This window comes from Pleionea sediminis, assembly GCF_007570825.1.
GTDB lineage: Bacteria > Pseudomonadota > Gammaproteobacteria > Enterobacterales > Kangiellaceae > Pleionea > Pleionea sediminis.
This window is the reverse complement of record NZ_SUNB01000001.1, coordinates 1,551,432-1,574,386: the sequence shown is the minus strand read 5'-3', so window position 1 is coordinate 1,574,386 and position 22,955 is coordinate 1,551,432. Positions and strand designations below refer to the sequence as shown.

Annotated in this window: 3 protein-coding genes; all 3 read right to left on the bottom strand. The window is 38.5% G+C overall.

The window, feature by feature from the left end; genetic code table 11:
• Window positions 1-13: 13 nt before the first annotated feature.
• Window positions 14-3,877, bottom strand: coding sequence for an ATP-binding protein (locus FAX86_RS06325; protein WP_164503482.1), 3,864 nt, complete (start codon window positions 3,875-3,877; stop codon window positions 14-16).
• Between the two features lie 249 nt (window positions 3,878-4,126).
• Window positions 4,127-4,651: a hypothetical protein gene (locus tag FAX86_RS06320; protein ID WP_144392493.1), complete on the bottom strand. Its 525-nt coding sequence runs from the start codon at window positions 4,649-4,651 to the stop codon at window positions 4,127-4,129.
• 73 nt (window positions 4,652-4,724) lie between these two features.
• Window positions 4,725-22,604 (bottom strand): glycosyltransferase, encoded by a 17,880-nt coding sequence (locus FAX86_RS06315; RefSeq protein WP_144392492.1) that lies wholly within the window; start codon window positions 22,602-22,604, stop codon window positions 4,725-4,727.
• Between the last annotated feature and the right edge of the window lie 351 nt (window positions 22,605-22,955).

Here is a 22,955-nt window from a genome sequence, read left to right as displayed (position 1 = left end):
ATTTCCAGGGATATTAAACATCTTGAGAGTTTTTATACTCTGACGGTGTCATATTGTATTGAGCTTTAAAACAATTCGAAAAATAAGTAGGTGATGAAAAACCTACTTGTTCAAAAACCTGACCGACCGGTTGACCCTGAATAAGAAGCTCGGTAGATTTTTTAAGGCGATATGCGCGTATAAATTCTGCTGGCGTTAAGCCCGATATAGCTTTGAGCTTCCTTTGTAATTGTCGCTCACTCATAGCAGTTTCAGAATATAGGTTCTTCGCGCTAAAACTTTCTTCTGTGTAATGTCGTTCAACAATCGTTTCTATTTTACTAATAAACAATTGCTCTTTATCAGATTGTACCTTGTTTGCCTTATCTTGATTAGTCTCAGGTCCAGAAAGCTTTTCTTTTGTTTGATAAATTATATCGTTACCCAAACGGGTTTGAAGTATACGTCGTATTGCTAGAATATTTTCTACCCTAGAAACTAACTCATGTTTATTGAAAGGCTTTGTTAAAAATTCATCAGCGAGATTCTCAAATCCTTTTATTCGGGAGTCACTATCACTCAAAGCCGTTAACAAAATAATTGGGATATGGCTGGTTTCATCATTATTCTTTATTGTTCTGCAGAACTCGTAGCCGTCCATTTCAGGCATCATGACATCACTAATAATAATATCCGGTATATTCTTACTGGCTTTAATTAACCCTTCTTTCCCATTAAATGCAAAGGATACTTGATAATTTGGTCCGAGTGACTGAGCAATATGAGCGCAAAGATCCTTATTGTCCTCAACGATTAAAACTTGAGTTTTATGATCTACTTCTTCATCATCCTTAAGACTTTTGTCACCGATAGAAAGCGAGTTTTCTAACTCTATCTGTAGTAACTGTTCGTTTACCTGTACTTCTTTTATATTCTCAGCGGAATTTATATTTGCTGGTAATGTAATCTTAAAGGTAGAACCTTCTCCGACAGTACTCTCAACGGTAATAGAACCATCCGATTGCTCTACTAGATGTTTAACAAGCGATAAGCCAATACCTGCACCAGACACTTTTTCAAATTGACTTTGTGAAATGCGATTAAATCGCTCGAATATAGCGTCCTTATCTCTCTCATTAATACCCATTCCTGTATCGGAAACTGAAATGATCAATTGGTCGTCTTGATACCGACATTCGATATCAATCGTACCATTTTTCTTATTATATTTAATTGCGTTTGATATAAGATTGGAAATGACTTTTTCAAAAGATTCTTCAGACATTTGCAATTCAATCACATTCGAACATTTAGAATACGAAAGCGACAAACCTTTTGACGCAGCCAATGTTTTAAATGGCTCAGTGATAAGCTCCATTAAGCCATTAACATCTTGTACTTTTTCTTCTGAGTGATGAGTTTTCGAGAAATCTAATAAGTGCTCAACCAAGCGAAGCAAACGTAGTGCATTTCTTTGAATTATTGATAATTCGTTATTATTCGTTTTAATCGAATTCTTTAAGTTCTCTATCGGACCGAGAATTAAAGTGAGCGGCGTTTTAAACTCATGAGTAATATTGGCTATAAATCGATCTTTTGTTTCCAATAAATCTTCTACTTGTTGATTTCTTTCGGTTAATTCCGCAGTACGCAAATTAACGGTTTCTTCCAGTTGTTTTTGCTTTGCAATAAGTGAACGATTGCGCCATTTCTGCAGTAGATATAAAAAGTAGATACCTAATACAAGTAAAGAAACCTTAAACCACATTGTTTCCCACCATTTAGGTAGCGCTTCTATTGCGATAGTAATCGATTGTTTATTCCAAACTCTAGCACCATTAGTTGATTTAAGTTCAAGTAGGTAATTACCATTCGGTATTTCATTTAATTGGATTACTCGATTATCGCTATCTATTTGACGCCATTTATCAATTAAATTTTTCACTCGATATTGGTACCGTATATTTTCACTGTTGTTGTAATCAATTGCTGAAACTTTGAAAGATAAATTTCGGTTATTAGAGGGTAATTGTAATTTAGTTGACTTTGCTTGATAGGATGATAGGTAGTTCACCGGAACATTGCCTATGGGTGAGTCTATATTTACGCTTGTTAATATTACCTTTGGTTCAAACTGTCGCACTTTAGGATGATGCTGATTTATTTTTACAAAGCCATTAATGGTCCCAAAAAAGATATTTTTATTCTCATCCATGTGGGAAGCTTTTAAAATATAACCCGCAGATTTAAACGCAGGGGTTACTTTAGAAACTTGATCATTTTTAACTGAAAAAAGTTGCTGTTCTGTTGCTACCCAAAGAGTGTCATTTTTATCCAACTCTAAGCTGACCGGTTTAAGCTCAATATCCTGATAAGTCAATAGATCATAGTTTCCTGTTTCAATATCTAACTCATAAAGATTATCAGAGTAGAAATATAAGGAATTCGACTTTGGGCCTTTAAGAATTCCTCTAACTTCAAAAGGGATCTGATAATCATACATTCCATCTTTATCGAAACGAAAGATTCCCTTACGAGACGCCATAAAGAGCTGTTTGTTTATATAAGATACATCGCGAACTGAAAGGTTTTCAAAAGCTTTCGGAAACTTTTCCGAGAGTAAATCATACTGTTGATTCTCTACATTATAAGATGCAAGAAATTCATAGCTCCCTAACCAGATCGTATTTTCATTTCTTGTTGATGAGATAAAAGGATTACTATACTTGGGCAATGGCCAATCAGACTGCTTACTGTCAGAAATGATTTTTTTCGTCGATTTATCAATTACAAAATGTCCCGTCTCCGTACTGAGTAAGACTGAGTTCTTGTCAAACTCGACAATTTTATGAATTGATGCTTTATGAATATAGGCACTACTACCATGAAAAAACTCATAGTGTTTTAGAAAATCACCCCGCTCATTGAAAATATAAAGCCCCTTTCCTCCACCAATCCAAATTTCTTCATTAAAAGTACTGATATGATACGCGTGATCAGAACTCGTTTGTTCCGTCGATAATGGTACAAACTGAAAGTTTATGTCTTCGGGCTGTAGTTTATTGAGTCCAGTACCAGTGCCAATCCAGATAGTATTATCCATTGTCTGTAGTATGGAAAAAACGCTATCGCTATATAATTGGGAATTGTTCGTATCAAAAAATTGGCTCTGGTTGGACTCTATATCGCATAAATAAAAGCCATTTCCCGATGCTATGAATATTGTTTTATCCTTTAGCGGATGAATTTTGGCGATAGCATTTTCAATATTGGGCAGGTTACATTCGACTGTCGATAATGTATTTTCTTGTAAGTTTAATGTATAAACTTGATTTGAAGTGTGTGCATATAAACCGTCAGATAATGAAAGCCAAAGAAGGTCGGATCTATTAATATTTGAGTCACGGAAGTTTAAATCGCTAACTAATGAGACTCGCTCGGTTTTGTAGTCGAAACTAAATATTCCTCCACAATAAATAAAATGAATCTTACCTTCTTTATCTTCTAATATACCGGCAATATAATTTTCTAAGGGTCGCTGACACTCATCTTGGATATTTGTTTTAACTTCTTTTACCTCAAGAGAACTATTAGTTCGATAAAGCGTTCTATTTTTAAAGTTAAACCATACGTTCCCTCTTGAATCGACAAATGACGGAGTTGAAACAAACTCATCATCACCAACTATTATGTCAGTCTCTCCCGATGAAATGGAATATCGCCTTACCCCTTTACCATAAATCCAAATGTAGCCACCTTCTTGATATTCCATATCATAGATATAGCGACTATGGATAAATTCATCGCTACTCTTAGCTTTATTGAGTTCAGTGCCGTTGTAATAATAAAGCCCTTGATAGTTACTAAGCCATAAAACACCATTTTCATCTTGAACCATTGCCCTAACGCGTCCAAGCCCATAGCTGTCTTGAACCTTACTAATAAAGACAGACTCTGCGTTGAGGCTTATTAACAGGCAAAGTAACAATAGATATCGAAACATAAGCTATAAGATGGATTCTTTTGGTCTGAATAGTATGGCATAGACCCGATGTTTTATCCTACTGGATGAATTATTACTAGAAGTGAAACGTAAGCACTTATTCAATCGACTATTAATAATAGGCGCTCTTTCTTGAACAAGGGATTACGGCTTTCTCGAATTTCTTGTTAGATTCAACTGCGCGGCTTTTAATAAACGAGCGGCATACCATTTGTGGAAAATCAATAACAGTTTAAAAAATAAGGTGAGTTTTGATTTTCCACTTTTATCTTTAGCAGAAGCAACTATGACCGTACCGAAATAGAGTTGAGTCTTAATTCCTGTATCTGTCTTTAAAGGAGTAACCATAAACCAGGAGCGAGTTTTTGATAAAAAATCGCACATTATCCATTGGTCATCAGTGTTTTTTTCGACTGACCAAGCCGAAAATTTTTGTCTCTCTCCCTTTAGTAATTGCTCTAACTGTTTGTCAGTGGAAGGTTTTAAAACCGTAAATGTGATAAATAGGCGTTCTAGTTTGAAAAACCAGCTTGTATAAAAGGCTCTTACAAACTCTTTGCAACTGTAATCTCCGTCAACCACGATAGATAAACAATCAACGTAGTTGTTATTTACCACATAATTCTGTAACAAACTTACTCTCGGAATTTCTGTTATTAATACTGACATACTGTTTCAAAGAATCTGGTAAAAAATTTAAGAAGCCTGATATAAATAAAACACAGGCTTCTCACTTATCTACTTACTCATCTGTAACTCTACTATCGGCAGTTAGGTGCTCTATGTCTAACAAATATGGTGGGACTGTATATTGTGAATCGATATCAAAATTCCCTGTGGGGCTAACAACATTTGACATAGCTACCATTCCTGTGACTGTGTTTGATCCTTGTTCAGAGAGTTCTATCATTTTACTAATACCACGATCAATGCTTGGATTCTGAGGCCTTGTGGCTATTTGAGCATTGAACATGCTTGAACCGGTAATTGCTCCTTCGATCATATAATTGGCATTATCTATATCGCTTCGTAAATTTCTAGAAAATGGCAAGTTTTCATTATTATAAGCTCTAAATGAATTTATTGCTTCGATCATTCTAGTTTCCCCTCTCTCATCACGAATTAATGTGCCTGTTAGAGGTATATCATCATGATTGTGTCGTAAAGTTAAACTCCCTAAATCAACTCTTTCCAGTCCCATATCTATATCTGCGTATAATCCTCCATCCTGCTTTAGAGCGGCCAACCTAACAAAGTCAGAATATTCTTTAACCTGTACCCACTGATTTTCTTTAGCCGCTTTCGCAGCGACTAAAGACATATTTTTAATTGTCTCGTTAAATCCGTCAATATTATTCTTTAGATCATCAGCATTTCGAATTTCATATCCAGCTGCTTTGAGTTCAGCAAATTGTTTATCCCTAACTTTACCCATTTCGCTTTTACTGGTTGTTAACCAACTTAAACCTTTTGGCGCGGCTTCTGAACCATAATCCACAGTATTATTTACTTTCTTAGATGTCCATAATATGTTATTCCACGTATTTTCTGGATTAGCTTTTGATGCTTCTGCTGTTCTTAGTAGGCTTCTCATAGCAGTATCACTTAGTTTTCCTCCAGCCCAAAAACGATGAATATTACGAGGAATTTCACTTCCACTCCAAGCATTAAATGCTTCATTGTTTGTCACGAGTCTAATTTTCTCTGTAATCTTTTCTTTCAAAAACTCACGATTAACAAGTGCTTTTACATCGGGGTCACCTAACGCTTGACTAATATTGTACTGATCATCATTAGCTACTATTTTAGCTTTTCTCGACAATACTGAGTTATCGCCTTTATTGGCACTGGTAACTATGACTTTATCGGCGTGAAAAACTTTATTGTTTTGTGCATCAGTCATTACCTTCCGGCTATCGGCAAGCACCGATAACTCATTGGTACGCGCATTAATTCTGTTAACTTGAATTCCTTTTTTACTTAAAGCGCCATAAAGATCATTAGCAAATGTGCTTCCTTTTAAATTGTGGCTACCCGCACTGCAACTCGCAAGACTTAACGTACCGATGCGATTTCCACCTGAATTCGCCATGTCAGGCTTCATGGCAAATGCTATGTCAGCCGCCAACTCTTTTGCTGTTCTACCACCTACTGTAAATTCACCTTTGTTTAAATCAAATCCACCATGATCGGTAATCACCAAGCGAGAAATGGATCCATTAAACTTGCCTAACTCACTCGGCTTAACTGCTTTAACACCTATTTCACGAGATAAATTTCTTACGGCATCATTTACGTTGCCACCAAAACTGGTCACTACATTTTTGCGACCATGCTTAGCATAGTTGTAAAAACCTTTAGCTATTCGATTGAATCCATTGGTAACAGACTTGTAACCTGTACCACTTTCGCGAGAAAACGCTCGTGCTGCAGCGACACCTCCACCAATAGCATCGAGGGTTGCATTTAATGCATCGAATTTTTTACCGTATACGGCCGATCTAACACCTTCTGCAATATAAGCTGAACCAATTGCTGCTACTCCAGCGGTTGCTCCCGCTTGAATTTTTGCTGATACGCTTACTCCTTTAAAGTTAATAGATTTGTTTCTAACCGCGAGCTTTCCTGCTATTCCACCGCCCGCTTCACCAACACCGCCTTGAATTGCTCCATACAACACCATGTCGGCATCAAAGCGACGATTTCCACCTCGGGCGGCATCATATGCTTCTCCTGCTGTTGCGCTAAAGGCACCTACTGCAGCTCCTCTCGCAAAGTTATTGGCAACACCAATGGACTTTGAGGCTATTTTTACGGCAGTTGATCCAAGTTTGGCGGCTTTAGCGACTTGAGTGCCCATACGCGAAGCCGCCGCTGCTACCTTAGCAAATTTGGCTGTTTGAGCAGCTAGCGTAAAACCACTCGATAAAAATCCGCCGGCTGCGCCCATGATGGCTGACTTGGCAAGTTCGTCCAGGTCGAACTTTTCCTGAACTCCACCAGCAATCATAATGCCCTGGGAAATAGAACTTGCTATAGCACCGACTCCTGCAGCAATTACGGATCCAACCACTACCGTTGTGGCAACAGTAGCAACGGTACCAGCGATACCTGTTCCAACTGCAGCCCCTGCAGCTGCACCAGCGGCAGTTGCAACACCAGCTGTTGCAAAAGTAATCAGTGCAGCAACAATTACGGCAGCAATCACCGCGGTAATCATGATGACGATGTCTTTACACGATTTTTCTGGAGGAGGTGCAGAGGGCAAGTAAGGATCGGTATTGCCAATTGCTTCATTGGCATCGTATGGTTTAAACGAGTCGAATTTATTCGATTGATTATCGTTTAATTGGGGAATTAAAACTTCACGACCTGCAGAAACAGATTCTGATTCTAAGCCATTCGCATTTGCAATAACGTACCATAAACTTGCATCGCCATAAGTTTGTTCTGCAATGGTTCTTAGGGATTCACCCGAGGTCACTTTTCGATAGTAACTTAGTACGCTCTGCTCGGTAGGACGATAAGTTAAATCGAAAGTTGCCTTATTCGATGTTAAATCTATTTTTCCAACTTGCTCACTTTTAAAGTAAAAGAATTTAGCCGGTGGTGTATAAGCATCGCCTCTAAGCGCTTTAACGCGCTTCTCAAAGTCACCATTTTTTGCAGCTTTTGCTTCATTAAAGTTATCTAATGCAACTTTGTATTGCTGTAAAGCAAAGTCATAAGCGTCTTTAGCGGCTTTTATTTCTTCTTCAGTTGATTCATCATTGTTTTTAACCTCTTGCCAATGGTTATAAGCATTGTCTTTACCTGTCTCTTTTGTATCATGTTCTTCTTCAATAGCGTTAAAAACATCGTTCCACTTTTCTTTATCTGCTAATTCGGTATTTTCAGTCTTTGAATAACGATCGATTATTTGACCATTGACATCATAGGTGTATCTCAATGTTTCCTGTCGTTGTCCACCTGTACTAGCACCACGACTGACATCGTGTTTTGTAACCTTAGTTAAAGAACCATCAGTCGCATACTCAAACTTTGAAATTCCGTCATTCCATTCGGAATTATTAATTCGTTCTCGATTAGTACTTCCTCGCATACGAACAAGAGTTTTTTGCCAAGAATCCCCTTTAATTTCAAACAATGTAGTTTGTGTATAGGTATCAACATCGCCATCGCCAAGTACTGTTCGAGTGACAACTCGATCGATATTTCCCTGGTCATCGTATTGCATACCAACGCGTTTATCGTATTCGTCTCCTTTCCTAACATCATGATCTTCATGAATAATTCGACCATAGATATCATATGAGAGTGTCTTTATTTTCTCATTATCGCCATCGTTAGTTCGTGTGAATGTATTTTTACCTAATGCATTGTAATCATGATCAACCAACAACTGACCACTTTGATAAACTTTGTCTAATTGTCCATCATAGGTATAAAGATAACTTAAGTTTTTAGAATCTGTCGTTTCGGATAATCTGAGACCACGTGCATCGTATTTGATATCAGTATTACCGACTCGCTCCATACGGTTCATTCCATCATAAATATACTTACGATCATTGATGCTAACTCTATTGCCCATCGCATCAAAGTTATATTCCGCTTTAGTAGATACGTTATTATCGACAGTATCATCATCCACTATGATACGTTTAATCCAATTTTGACTATTGTATTGGTACTCTTGAACACGTGTGTTCGATGATGAACTCGTTTGCTTTATTGTTTCCTTTGTTAAGTTACCATTCTTATCGTATTCATAATCTGTCACCGCTTTAAGAGTTCGATTTAGCATTTTTGTTTTGCGGCCGTAACGGTCGTACTGGTATTCGATATCCGTTCCTCCGCCAAGTTTACTGTCAACTATTCCAAATCCATTATATTTAATGACAATTTTATTTGGCGTGCTTGATGTATCGGATAGTAAGCCTTTCTTGACCATACGATCATGATAATCAGTCCACTCTGCTCTATAAGAAATTCCACCACCAGGGTTACTAAGAGTACTTAATTTTTTAAAGCCTCCTTGATAGTAACTGTATCCATTAGTAGTAACGCTACCATCAAATTTTCGAGCGGTCGCAACTCGACCTAATGCATCAAGTCTTTGATAACTCTGCAAAGTGTGAGTACCCGCTGACAATAAGCCAGTATCTCCCGATAGTCGATGAGCAATAAAAGACGTTGTTTCACTTCGCAACCAATTACCCGACCGTGAAAGAATACTCGTGGTATTTTGTTGCTGATGATTATTTTTATCGATATACCAAGAGTTTACTTTAGTACGACCCTGTATAAACTGTCCTTCATCAACTGTAAAATTATAGTTGGTTATTTTTTCGCTAGACTTGCTATAATCACGAACATATTGGCGTCTAAAATCAACAATTCCTGCTTCATGATCGTTTTCGGCTTTTCGCTGTTTGATCTCTTCTCGCAATTCACCCAATGCATCGTATCGATAAATAAATTTTGAACCATCAGCATTATCAACTTGTATAACTTTATCAAGAGCCCAAGTTTTCTGCGTTAAATTATTACGGGCATCGCGCATCGCGACTTGTCGGCCCTGACCATCGTAATAATAATGAGTTGTCGGAGAACTAACTATTTTTTCATCGACATTGAGAAAGCTAGCTTTCTTTTCTGTTAAAACTTCATTTAATGCATTAAAAGTCCACTCAGTCGTGTTCCCATTCGCATCGGTTCTCGATATGACGTTACCAAAACTATCGTACTGTTGATTAATTTTTGTTTGAGTCGATGTCGAAGCATTTTCTAAAATGGATTTCCAATTACTATTGGATGAAGTTAGTGACTTTTTCACTTCCTTCACATCGATTAATCGATTGTCTTGATCATAGGCAAATAAAGTGGCTTTTATTGATTCAAAATTAATCGAGTTACTATCCAGCGCTGCATAAAGGTCATTTAAGTCATTGATAGATGACCATTTACTATTTTCCTTAATTTGAATTTCAAGTGTTTTGTTATCGGCGGAATCATAACCATACAGTCGATAAACTCCATCGCCTTGATTTGAACGAATCATTCGGCCGGCATTGTCGTAAATACTCTGCTCAACAAGCACCCCGTTGCCATAAACCTCGGTTACTTCATTAAACGCATTGTATGCCATACGCTGCTTTTTCAGCTCTGATCCACGTGAGGCTATACCGTTAGAAACTGAATTTATTTGATAGGTTACTTTGTCTTTTAATAATCCATTATCATAATAACTGAAAGTTGAATCAGCCATTTTTCCGAAATCAACTTCTCGAGAAATATTACCGTCTTTATCGTATTCATAAGCGATATTCTTTTGGTAACCATAACTTTCGTCCAGTCGTGATCCGATATAATCATAGGACTGAGTAAGAACTGCCGAACCATCTGTATCGAGTTTTTGCTCTTTCGTTATTTGATTAAAGTAGTTGTACTTGAATTTAGTAGACTGCTGTATTTTTCCGGTTGCCCAACCATTGACACTAGTGAAACCGTTATGAGAATTAGAAGTTACGAGTATTTTTCTTCCCAGAGCATCATATTCTATTGTATTTATTTCTAAAGAACTCTCTCGTTTAACTTTCTCGGTTGTCCAATCGAATGAAGTGCCTTTCGAGTCTGTCACTTTATACGCAGCAACTGTCGTTTGAGTTACCATATTCATACCCGAATCGCGCAAATCACCATCAATGTCTTCTTTATAGTCGTAATGCGTAATTTGAATAGCATTAGCGCTTCTATTGATATTGGTATTTGAACGATCGTCGTAATGATAATTTTCGACCACTTTCATAGTTTGTCGATTTAGATTATCAAAAACCCAACGTGTTGATTGATCATTGCTGCTATAACTCAGCGCAATATCATTTAACCGTGATTCATCGGTTAACGTTGCCGATATTGGTGTTGCCAATTTAACCAAACGTGTTTGGTTACCAAAAGCATCGTACTCAAAAGCAGTGGCTAATCCTTCAGCAGTAACAACCAATGCTAATTGATTATTACTATTAAAAAAGTAACGAATATCATTACCCAAGGCATCGGTGCGTCGAATCACATTGCCTAAACTATCATAAACAAAGGTTCTCGCATTGTTTTGTGCTTCTTTTCCATTTTCAAACGAATAATTTGTAATTGTATGAGCTGAACTTGTTTCTATGACGCGTTGATTTGCATCGTATACAGAATAAAATTCTCGATAATCACTAACATTAGTGAAACCAAACGTAGACACCAAATCGCTCATTGATGATTTATCAAATAACGATTCTCGTAATTGTGAAGAGACTGCAGTGAACTGCGTATTGACAGTTCGCTCTTTCGTCACATTACCTAGTGAATCTCGCTCCATTAATGTAACGTAGCCTTCACCATCAATAGTTGCTACCTGTTGATTCAGTGCATTGTAGAAAAAGTATTTTGTATGCCCGAGCGGCGTCTTTTCTGCTATTAGGTTCCCTCGACCATCGAACTCTCTTTGAATACCGAGTGAATCAATCCTTAATTGATTAACATCTATCGATTCTGATCTTAAGTTATTCGAACTTCCTGATAGTCCTAACATTAAGTTATTGATAGATACGTATTGTCTACCTAAAGAATCCAGAAATTTCGCTTCAGCAGCTAGTTCGCCTACTTCACCGATCTGAGTTTGACGATTAAATGAATCGTAATCTTTAATAGTTTTGTAAGGACTCTCGCTACTATCAACGGGTTGAATCACACCCACTTCACGGCCGGCTGCATCGAACAAGTAGTAAGTTTGATGTCCGCGCGAATCCGTCATAGATACTTGTTGACCAAGCGCATTGTAAGTGTAGGTCTGCTTAACTTGCGCATCCAAGCTTACCGTGGAGTCATAGTTAAGAACTTTAACCGTCATCTGACCCAAACTGTTATATTCTTGATAAGTTATTTGATTGGAAGAATTACCTTGTAAATTATTTTCTATTAAAGTTTTAACTTGCGTGAAAGATTTATTATTTAAATCACTCGTTAAAGGCTGAGCATAAACAATAGTTAGTTCCAATAAGTCATCACTGTTGTATCGATATTCAGTCACAACTTTATTTGGCTCTATCGAAAAACGCAGCTGATTTTGATTGTCATAATAAAAACGCGACTCGTTACCTTCTGCATCAACGGCCAATGTAATATTGCCAAACGCATCATATTCAGTCCGTGTGACGGCACCTTCAGAATCAACATTAGCAATAACGAGCCCGCGCTGATTAGTTACTTGGTAAGTTGTTTGTCCTTTTGCATTCTCTATTGACTGTAAACGGTAACCAGGCTGCCAAAGTGAAGCTAAGGGTTCTTGATCTAATATTGGATCACGTTGTGGACCATGCGCTGCATGATAGTAATGTTTCGTAGTAGCCGCTAAATCAGTACCATACGCTTCTGTTTTACTTATCAACCGTTGATTAGTATCGTACGTCATATGTGTCACAGACGTTAACGATGAATTATTATTTGGATCAATATAGACAGTAACCGTCTCTTCATTGCCAAAGGCATCGTAGGTATACGATTCTTTCTTAAGAATACTATTCGTTAAGGTACCATTTTGATCAATGAACTGCTCTGTCACCGTCATTAGTACAACTTGACGATTCGCGTCGTATTCGTAATCCGTAATCCGGCGACGCCCCTGTGCCGGCATACCGTCAAGATATTTAGTTTCCGTTAATTGAACGGTTTCTTTGATAATATTATCAAACTCATCGTACTCATAAGCGGTAAAGAAACCGTATAATTCAACGATATTGGCATTTTGATCTTCTTCATAAACAGAAGCATCCGAAACAAAAACGCTGCCCGAGGTGTCTGTTGTTGTGGAAGTAAATTTTTGCTCAACTCGTCCTTGGTTATCATAAGTCATTATAGAATGTTGATATTTCGCCCCTACCGGAGAGTTAAAGTCGACTTTACCGTCCACGTCTAAATTAAATCGTTGGACATAAGTCTCTTCTAGATAACCTTGAGCGTTATAGTTATTCACATTCACTTGTGCAGCAACTCTGTCACCCGAGTCATTCAGTAAGAACCGAATATCATGCACAACATTACCTAACTGATCCAAATGTTGTTCTTGCGTCTGGCTCGCAGAAAGGCTTTGTGTACTTGAGTTTACAGAAACGCGAGATGCGAAGGCTTGAGTTGATAGCGACTGCCAGTCATTACCCAAATCAATAGCATCAGAAAAGCTATTCTTAGTAACAATCAAGCTTGCCGAACTTAGATTCACAGAGCTCACCGAATATTGGTGTTCAGTAATAAATGGATTTCCAAGATCGTCATACGCTGAAATTTCAAACCGAACACGACCTTTCGCATCGTAGAAAATAACTCCTGAACGCTCTTGCGCCAATGCTTCAGTTGTCGTCCAGTCTTCACGAACTTTTTCAATCGAAGCTTCACCATTAAATTCTAGAGGTAAAGTTAAACGAGTGGTTTTTTCTAGAGCATCGTTCAAACCATAACTGTGGCGCTTAACAAATCCTTGACCATCAATCTCAAATTCAAGCAAATCACGTTCGTTATAAACTTTATATTTAATATGGTCTTTTGTTTGATCAAAAGTTAACTCTTCCAACTTTGCTTCGAGTGGAGCTGTATCCATTACACGATTAACCAGAAAATCAGTGTTATCTGAATAACCGAGTAAATGATTAACATCTAAGTTAAGGTTTTCTGCGTATCGAACAGTTTGTGTTACTTTTTGATTATCACTGTAAATCCACTGCTCAACAAATCCCTGACCATCTATAACAAACTCAACGTTATTGCGCTCATTAAACGCAGTAAAGGTTACAGCGTCTTTTGCAGCTACCGAGCTATAGGTTTGTAAAATATTTTGTAGTGATTTTTCTCCCGTTAATGGTTGATAGTAATCGACTTGGGCAACATTGTTGCCTTGTGCATCATACCAAAAACGAGAGACACTGCCGGTTGGCGACAATTTAGCAACTAATTGATTCGCTTCATCATAGAACTGATAAGTTGTAGCGCCAGTAGAATCAATAATTTGAGTTACATTATCGTTTTTATCGTAAACATAAGAAGCGACAACTTGTTGGTCAATGATTTCCGCCACTCGTCGATTTAGCGAGTCAAACTGTGTCTCTTTAGTAAGTACAACAACTTTAAGGCTATTAATCGTATCTCGGTTTATTTCTGAGATGGAGGCTTGATTAAGATAGCCCGTTTCCTCTTTCGCTTTATTGCCCTGAGCATCGTATGATAAGTGAGTAAACTGTGCTTTCCTTTCACCGGCGCCATCCGGATCGATTACCGTCCAAGTTAATCGGTTATTTTTGTCATAACTCAATAGTGTCGTCGTTCCATCCGAGTCAGTACGGCGTATTTCATTACCTTTCGCATCAAATGATGTTGTCGTTACAAAGGCTTCACCACTTGCATCAATAGTTTCGCGAATGAGGCGTCGCGCTGAGTCGTATTCAAAAGTCGTGTCATAACCATCTTTTGTGGACGAAATAATTAGGTTTCGTGAATCAAACTCATTTTCAATAACACGTTCAACTTCTGTTCCAAGCGCATTCGTTTCTTTAATCAAATTACCACGACGATCGTATTCATAAACATGAGTTGCTCCATTATTATCGATGACTTTAACCGTCTCACCCTGTCGGTTAGAAAAAGATGTCATCTCAGAACCATCGGCAAATTTAACTGTTTGAGTTCTTGCATCATCGTTAAAAACAAACTCGGTAGTATTGCCGAGACCGTCGTGTTCTTTAATCACTCGATTAAAGGCATCAAACTCCGTAGTTTTCTTTCGTCCTAACGGATCGGTGACATCGGTCACGCGACCTAAAGCATCGTAAGTCGTTGTACTAACATTGCCATTACCATCAATGGTATTAACACTACGCCCAAATGCATCGTAGACTTGGCTTGTTTTAACTTTAGCAATCCATTGAGATTGATTATTTAGCGATGCATCAAATAATCGATGACGTTGTAGACCACGCTTATCGTATTCGTAAACGGCTGTTGTTGTCGCGGATAACGATGGATTACTCTCAATTTCACTTTGTGGTCGTTGCGCAATAAATTGGCTCACTTCACCAAAAGCATTGTATACCGAGTTCACAGTCTGGTTTTCTGCATCTTTGCTCGATATCTGATAACCATTGTTGTTAAATGTTTTAACAATGGTTGTATCGTTGTCTGAAGCAATTATTCGATTATTTTGTAATGCGCTATTTAAGCCACCGGTTAAGTCAGAAACATCAATTCGATTGACATAACGAGTTTCAGTCTTTTGCTCTCCAAAAATACTGTAGGTCCACTCGGTTACCTCTCCAAGATATAAATTAGATGAATTATTATTTGTGGTTGGATTACCGTTGTCATCAACTTTAATAAGGGAAACTTCGTGTGTTAAACGATTACTACCCGATTCATAGAAATAAAGTGTTCTGTCACCGTTATTATTTTTCTCTATTAATCGTCCAACATCGTCATAAAGATAATTGATGGTTGAAGCGATGTACTCCACATCGAGACCATTTTCTTCTCTAACATCAAAACTCGTTTCGGATAAAACCCGACCTTCACTATCATAGGTGCGCTTAACTTTTTGTGCATCTTTCGCCAAAGCGAAAGCTTGATCAAGGCCATCTTGCCCGGTGATATGTTGAGTTAAATTGCCCAGCGAATCGTATTGCCACTGGGTAACGCTATCTTCATGATTTATTTCAGAAGTGAGACGATTCGCTGCGTCATATCCATAGGTTTTGTTTTGATCGTCTTCAGTGCGATTGGTTTCAGCAGCTGTTATTAAATCATCGACTGAATTAAGAATAAAACTAGAAGCAATCCATTGATTGAATTTCTCCTCGCCCATTGATGTTGATAAGCGTGTCGATGTTTCTTGATTACCCTCACCATCGTATTCCATCAAATCGATATAGCCTAAACTATCTATTGAGCCAGTTAATCGACCCGCTGCATCATAATAAAAGAAGTTGTGCAGATCCTTTTTAATCGTATTTGTATTGTTTTTTATTGAATCTTCTTTGATAGCTTCAACAATTGATTTAACTTTATCTTTTGTACTTAAGGCTCCATCGTTATAAATCGTTTGGTAATGACTCCAGTTAATATCACTACCGTACTGAATGGTATGAGTGATATTACCTTCGCTATCGTATTCAAACGCTTTTAAGAATCCCTCACCATCAATAGATAGAACACTTCGGTTAAGACCATCATACAAATTAATGGTATGACGATCATTGTCTGATGTTGTTAGGTTAGTAGCATCTATAAGTTCAACAATTTGCTGATAGGTTGATGCATCTATTGTATGGCCAGTATCGATAAGGGCATTTAATGAGTTGTGCAAACCGTTATGGAAGGTTGCAAATTCTTGGGTCTCAATAAGATTATTATTTGCATCGTATATAAACTTATTAACTGCAGCTTCAGGATCTAGCGTTAACGTTAATCGGTTATCTTGATCGTATAAGTAAAAGGTTGTTCGATCGTATTCTGTATTGGCAATCGGAGTTTCTAAATTACTGGCTTGATCGTATTGAGCTGGCGTATGGTGAATCGTTTTTCTAATAAGATTACGATTATTATCGTAACTCATTGTTTTAACAAGTCCAGTGCTATCCCATTGAACTATAATATCGCCGCGATCGTTATATTGATAATAAATTGACTCACCATCAGAGCGCGTCATAGACAGCAATTGATTTTTATTATCGTATTCAAAGTTCGTACGATCGACAACTTGACCATTACTATGATTAGAAATAACTTCTTGTTGTTTTAGGCGACTTAATGCGTCGTATTGTAAGGTCGTTATTTTCTTTGCAATAAAAGGATCTTGACTGGTAATAGAGGCATCATTGTGACCTTCTTCTTGCCGAATTATATTACCAAGACCATCGTACTCGTAGCGCTTAACTAGAGCTAGACCATTAGGATCAACTGTTTCCTGAACTAAACGGCTATTTTTATCGTACTCAAATGTAGTTTCTACATTATTGGCATTAATTTGTGAGACAACTTCACCCTTAGCATTAAATACATAAGTTTGCGTTATATTTAATCCAATATAACCTGTCTTATTAGTATCAATGATTGTTTTTTCGAGCCGACTAGCATCATCATAAAAATATCTCGTTGTTACACCACGGCTGTCGGTTGATGTTTTTAATCGGTTTTCAGAATCAAAAAGATAGGACTGCTCGCCGCCTTCTGCATCACGAACTAAAATTAAGTTGCCTTGTTTGTCGTAGCTGTATTCCGTTTTACCTAGGTTTCCATCAATGCGTTTAATCACTTCACCATAAGCATTACTGAGCACCGAGTTTTCATTGCCTTCGGCAGTAATAGTTATGACTTCACGGAATTTTTGAAGGTAGTTGGTAACACGATTGAGCCCATCAATACTCGATGTTAAACGAGAAAAGCCATCATAATCGTAGCCATTGATTAATCGGCCATTAACGATTTGTTCTTTAACATTGCCGCGACGATCGTAAATATATTCACGAAGTTCATTTTCGCCGTTCGTGTGATTTTTTATTTGGCCAAAAGCGGTGATGCTCCATTGTTGATCAGTCGCCAAGGTAGAGTCTACGATACTATCTTTTGTTAATTCACCTAAATCTGCCAACGCACTCGCTTGGTGATTACTAACATGCCGAATAAGTTCGCTGCGTTTGTTATAAGCAAAAAGTTGATGCGCGAACAGCTGATCGGCTTTATGTTCACTGAGTTGGATTTTTTCACCAAAAATATTGTAACGGTGGTGAGTCGTATTTTGTTCTGCATCGGTTTGAGTAAATAAAAGACCACGTCGATCAAATGTCTGCTCATTAATACTCGCATTATTGGTAATGAGCGTATTAAATAGCTCTTTCACTTCTTGCGTGATCAAACCGCCTTTGAAAAGGTGCGTTGGAGCCTCATTCGCATTAACGGATAATCGCTCATCAGGAACAATCGATTTTGTCATTTCACCAAAAGCGTTGTACTCATAAAACTTAACTTCACCCAGTTCATTCATTTGATGAGTAATGCGATTCATCTTATCGTAGAAATTCCACGTTGATAATCCGTTACTATCGACCGACTGAATAAAACGGCCTGCTGCATCGTAAAAGAAGTTATCTTTTTGATCCGGACGCGAGTCGAGTGGCGACTGCTGATGAATAAGGCGACCTTGCACATCGTATTCATTAATCGTCTCTCGAATTAAATTTGAGTCATCTTGAATGTGTTTGTCAAAGCTTTTAGTAATTATTACTCGACCGCGCGAATCGTATTGGTATTGCGTAACCAATCCATCTTCACTCGTCGATTGTTTTAATTGTTTTCGAGCTGTGTAAGTAAATTCTGAAGTTCGAACTTTGGTTTGATCTATCATTAATAATAGGTTTTCCAAAGTCTCTGTTCGGGAAGCTTCTGCGATTTGATCGGCATAACGTTCAACCGACTTGATTTCGCCAATTCCGTTATAAGTGGTAAGAGACAAATAACCGTCGGCATCAAGATGGCCGACTTGTTGTCCATTATTGTTGTAATAGAAACGATCGATGCGATCGTCTTCAGACGACATTGGTGCGATGACCGATAAGTCTTCTGTGGTTAATAACTCATTATCAAAATAGTCATCACTGATTGGATTAGCAAATTGTATTGTTTGTATTAACTGACCGGCTGTATCGTACTCTGAAACCGTTAAATAATGCTCGGTATCAACAAATGCTGTTAACAGCCCACTGTCATCGTACAAATAGTGATTTATTCGATTTCCTGATGAGAGCCAATCTTCCGCGATGACCGGATCTTTGGGTAAACCTAGTAACTGCTGCTTCGAAACTTGATGCCCTTCGGCATTGATCGCCGTCCAGTTGATTACTGCACGATTGCCAAATAATGATTCGATCGTAATATCGGTTAATGTTGTATCCGTGTCGGTAATCGTAAAGGTGTCATGACGCTTTAAGCCCTGGGCATCTAAGTGTTGAACTCGAATGGAGGTTTCACCATCAACCTGTGATTGCCAAACGACGATTAAGCTTCCATCATCAAATTCAGTAACTTTGGGTAACGATTCCTGTGTTAAGCCTTCGTCGACAGCAAGCGTATATTCATTAAATGTTTCAAATCGATCGGCGCCATAGCGTCTCGCCTTAATAACGGACTCACCACTTTCATTGACTGACTGCCAAACACTAAAAAACTCTCCGCCTTTTAGCTGAATAACAGATGAGTCGCTTTGAACACCGTAAGTGTCTTGATTAATAAAGAAATCATCATCGATGAAAGTTTCATTATCGATACCATCTTTATAAAAGCGCTTTCCTTTAATGCCTGTTTCATCACCATCGGTTGCTTGCCAAGTCATGACAAAGCCACCATTATCAAGTGCTGATACATCCACTTTGGTTTCGTGGCCTTCATCAAAGCTGACAATACCATAAGTCAAGTTGGGGCTTATCGTTCCGAGTTCATTCGTTTCGCTGTCCCAATCGAGTCTCACCGCATGAACATCCCAACCAAAGCGGTCGAAATTACTTTGACGACGATACATTTGTTGAACCACGACCACCGAACCATCTTCTAATGTTGCAACGGATGGTAAGCGACCTTCTTCATAGAATGGAAATCCTGTGATGTAATTATTGTGACGTTTTTTGGAGCCATCAGCATAGAATCGTTGCCATTCTAATCTAGGTTTTGGATCCCACTCGTAACTATCGGGCGATTCCCAAAAAACAGCAAATCCACCATCAGCAAGATGAGTTACCACAGGGTCGCTTGCAGGTTCCCAGCCATTATCATCATCATGAACAAGAATAGCGTCGCCTTGATTGTTTCCATCTGCGGTAAACATTTGCGCATAAATTTTTCCGCCTTGCTCCCACACACTTACATAGCGACCATCGATAAGTTGAGAAGTTTCTACCGCGGCGGCATCAACTTCGTTAGGAACGGATATAACCGTAGAACTGCCTTGCAATTCTAATTCTGGATTCAGTAGTTCACGGACGGCTGCAACACCTTGTTTATCTTTGAACGCAATTTCATTAATGAGTTGCCCGGCACCATCGTAAATATTTTTGGTAATTCCGCCTTCAGGATCGACCGTATAAGTCAGTCGATCAGATGCATCGTAAAAATAGAATTGGTGTCGATCCGTTTGCGCATTTACGGTAGGACGCAAGTCAGTCAGTAAATCATCCCACTGAGTTTGCTTTTCCGGGTGATTAACATCAACGATATTTCCATCAGCGTCTTTAACGATTAAGTTTTGTATTTGCTCAGCGTTTAAGAAGTCACTGTATTCAATTTGTTCAACGATTAGATTATTTTCGTTGTACTTATATTCAATGAGCGCACCAGTTCCGTCAATTGATGCAATTACTCGTCCCACATCGTCGAAAATGGTTTGACTGAGTACACCGGTTGGATCCAAAACGCCAATTTGTCGGCCAAGCTCATCATAGAAATATCGAGTTTCACTGAGTGTCGTGTAATGGCTGTTTGCTTGCGACTGCTCTAAGCGTTGAACAATTTCACCAGCAGAGTTAGTCACGGTTAATACTCGTAAACCATCAGCATGTGTCACAGCAATGGTGCCACGTTGTAATTCTTCACCAACACCGTAAAAGTATTGTGTCGAGTTATGCTCGGCATCAGTGGTTACTAATAATCGTCCCATACCATCGTAGGCGTACCTGACTTCTTGAAACTCCAAACCACTTGGCCAGGCGCCACTAATAATGGTGTGTTTTAACTCATCGCTGCTTTCATCCCAATTAACGGTGTTAGCAAGGTCAAACGAGCTAAGTAAGCGCCCACTATCATCATAGATATACCGTTGCAATGTTGCATGACCACTACCTTCACCAGTAACTGCATCGGTATGAGAGAAAGAAATTATCTGGCTAATTTGATCGCGGAAATCGAAATAGCGATCAATTCTCTGCACGCCCGAATAATCACTTAAACCATTGACCCAACTTTCGAGTTGAGCGAGTGTAAGATCAGAATTTTCATCTAAGGCTGACACGTCGAATGCATTACTACTGTAAATATAATCACTGTGCTTTCCCGGTGTGACTTCGTTATCGGCATAACGCGTTTCAGTCACTCGGCCTTCACCATCGATCGAAAAACGCACTCGATGTTTTTCGTCATAAATAAAGCGTGAAGTATTGGGTTCGGAGGGTGCATTTGGGCCTAATCCGTCAGGATCGGCCGTTCGGTAAACTGTCGAACGAATTAATTGATTGTGTTGATCGTAAGCATAGGTTTCGGTATTGCCCGAGGCATCCATTCTACTTAGCACATTGCCATTATCATCGTAAGTCATGTAGGTCGTTTGATTACGGCCATCAGTTACCGAGCGAACGTTATCGTCTTCATCGTAGTGATAACTGGTGACTAATCGTTGGCCATTTTCATCGGCAGGCGAAATAACACGGTACAAACGTTCTTTATCATCATAAATATACGATGTCGTAATGCCTTGACCGACATTTTGTCCCGAAACTAAATCATTATCGTCTGCTGCAATGTAATTAAGATCGAGCACTTGAGTGACATCGGTGCGACGCTCGTGGTAATCAAAATGCATGACTTGCTTGTCGTCGCCTTCTCCTATTTGAGTCGACTTAACGCGCCAACCATCGTTACTGGCTACGTAATGAACCGATAATAAAGTGCCGTCGGATTGGCGCATCGATTTGATAAGATCATCGTGTTGATGAACGCGAACACCACCGATTTTTTCGCCCGGCTGATAATAGTGAAATTCGGTAATGTAAATAGCATCGCTTTGGTCATTTAAAATGCCGTCACCATTATCATCAAGGCGTGCGTTACTCGTATCCAAATCGATAATGACTTTGGTCATTCGCTTTAAGTCATCGTATTCGTAATGTGTAGCGTTCTGTAATGTTCCATTAGTAAATGACATTACGTTCGCTAACATGCGTCTGTTGCCATTACCTTGATAATCAAACTCGACTCGTTGACCGCCACTGTTTTGAATTGACTGAATATCACCCCAATTGGTGTATTCGATATCAGTTCGAGAACCTTCTTTATCAAGTATTGCTATGAGTTTTCGGTTAGAAGCAGAGCGATTACCAAAGACGTATTCGGTTTGAGTAGACCCATCAGTCATGGTCCATTGCCGGTTGGCGTAAGTTAAAGTTTCGTGTGCACCATCACCATCGGTTGAAACAAAATGCTTACCATGAGAGTCTTCATGACTTTTGCGAAAAACTGAATAAGAACCGTCACCATGATAAACCACTACATTGCGATCATTTTGCGTACCTTCGATACGCTTTTCCCAGTTGTATTTAAAGGCATCGTTTTGTTGAAAACGTCCCAAACTGTTGTACGTTCTTAATAGGTTTATATCCGTGCCTAAACCAACTTGGATCATATCTTGATGTTGCAACACCAAGTTACCCGAAGCAGCATTAATATGAACTTGTCCCTGATTTTGGCCTAAGGCTGGATCGCCATTTTGAACACCTAAGTTATTAAGAGACGAATGCAACAAACCAAGTTGTTGACCGGAAATAATAGACGGCATGAAGCCTCCACAAACAAATGAAAGTTTATTTTAAGAATGATCTGATTAACGGGCTCTTAGGGAGGGTTTAAAATTCGGTTTGATAAGAATCTTAAAAAGGACCTGCTAATATCCAGAAATTATATTTATTATGTATATGTATAGCTATATTATATCAGGAAAAGAGATTGTGAATATTGTGAGGATTTTAATCTTTAAATCTCCAAATTTAATACGCCCATTTGAAAATCGAAACGAAAATGATTAGGATAAAGTAACTTTGTGAGTACTTACTATCTTATGAGTGGTTTTTTTGGATGCTTTATGTTTGTTTATGAAAAAAGGTAATATAAATACAAGAGAAAACAGAAC

Bases quoted from the DNA above. Each gene is read 5' to 3' on its own strand.
- FAX86_RS06325 (WP_164503482.1), bottom strand. From the start codon at position 3,877: ATGGTTCAAGATGAAAATGGTGTTTTATGGCTTAGTAACTATCAAGGG.
- FAX86_RS06315 (WP_144392492.1), bottom strand. From the start codon at position 22,604: ATGCCGTCTATTATTTCCGGTCAACAACTTGGTTTGTTGCATTCGTCT.
- FAX86_RS06320 (WP_144392493.1), bottom strand. From the start codon at position 4,651: ATGTCAGTATTAATAACAGAAATTCCGAGAGTAAGTTTGTTACAGAAT.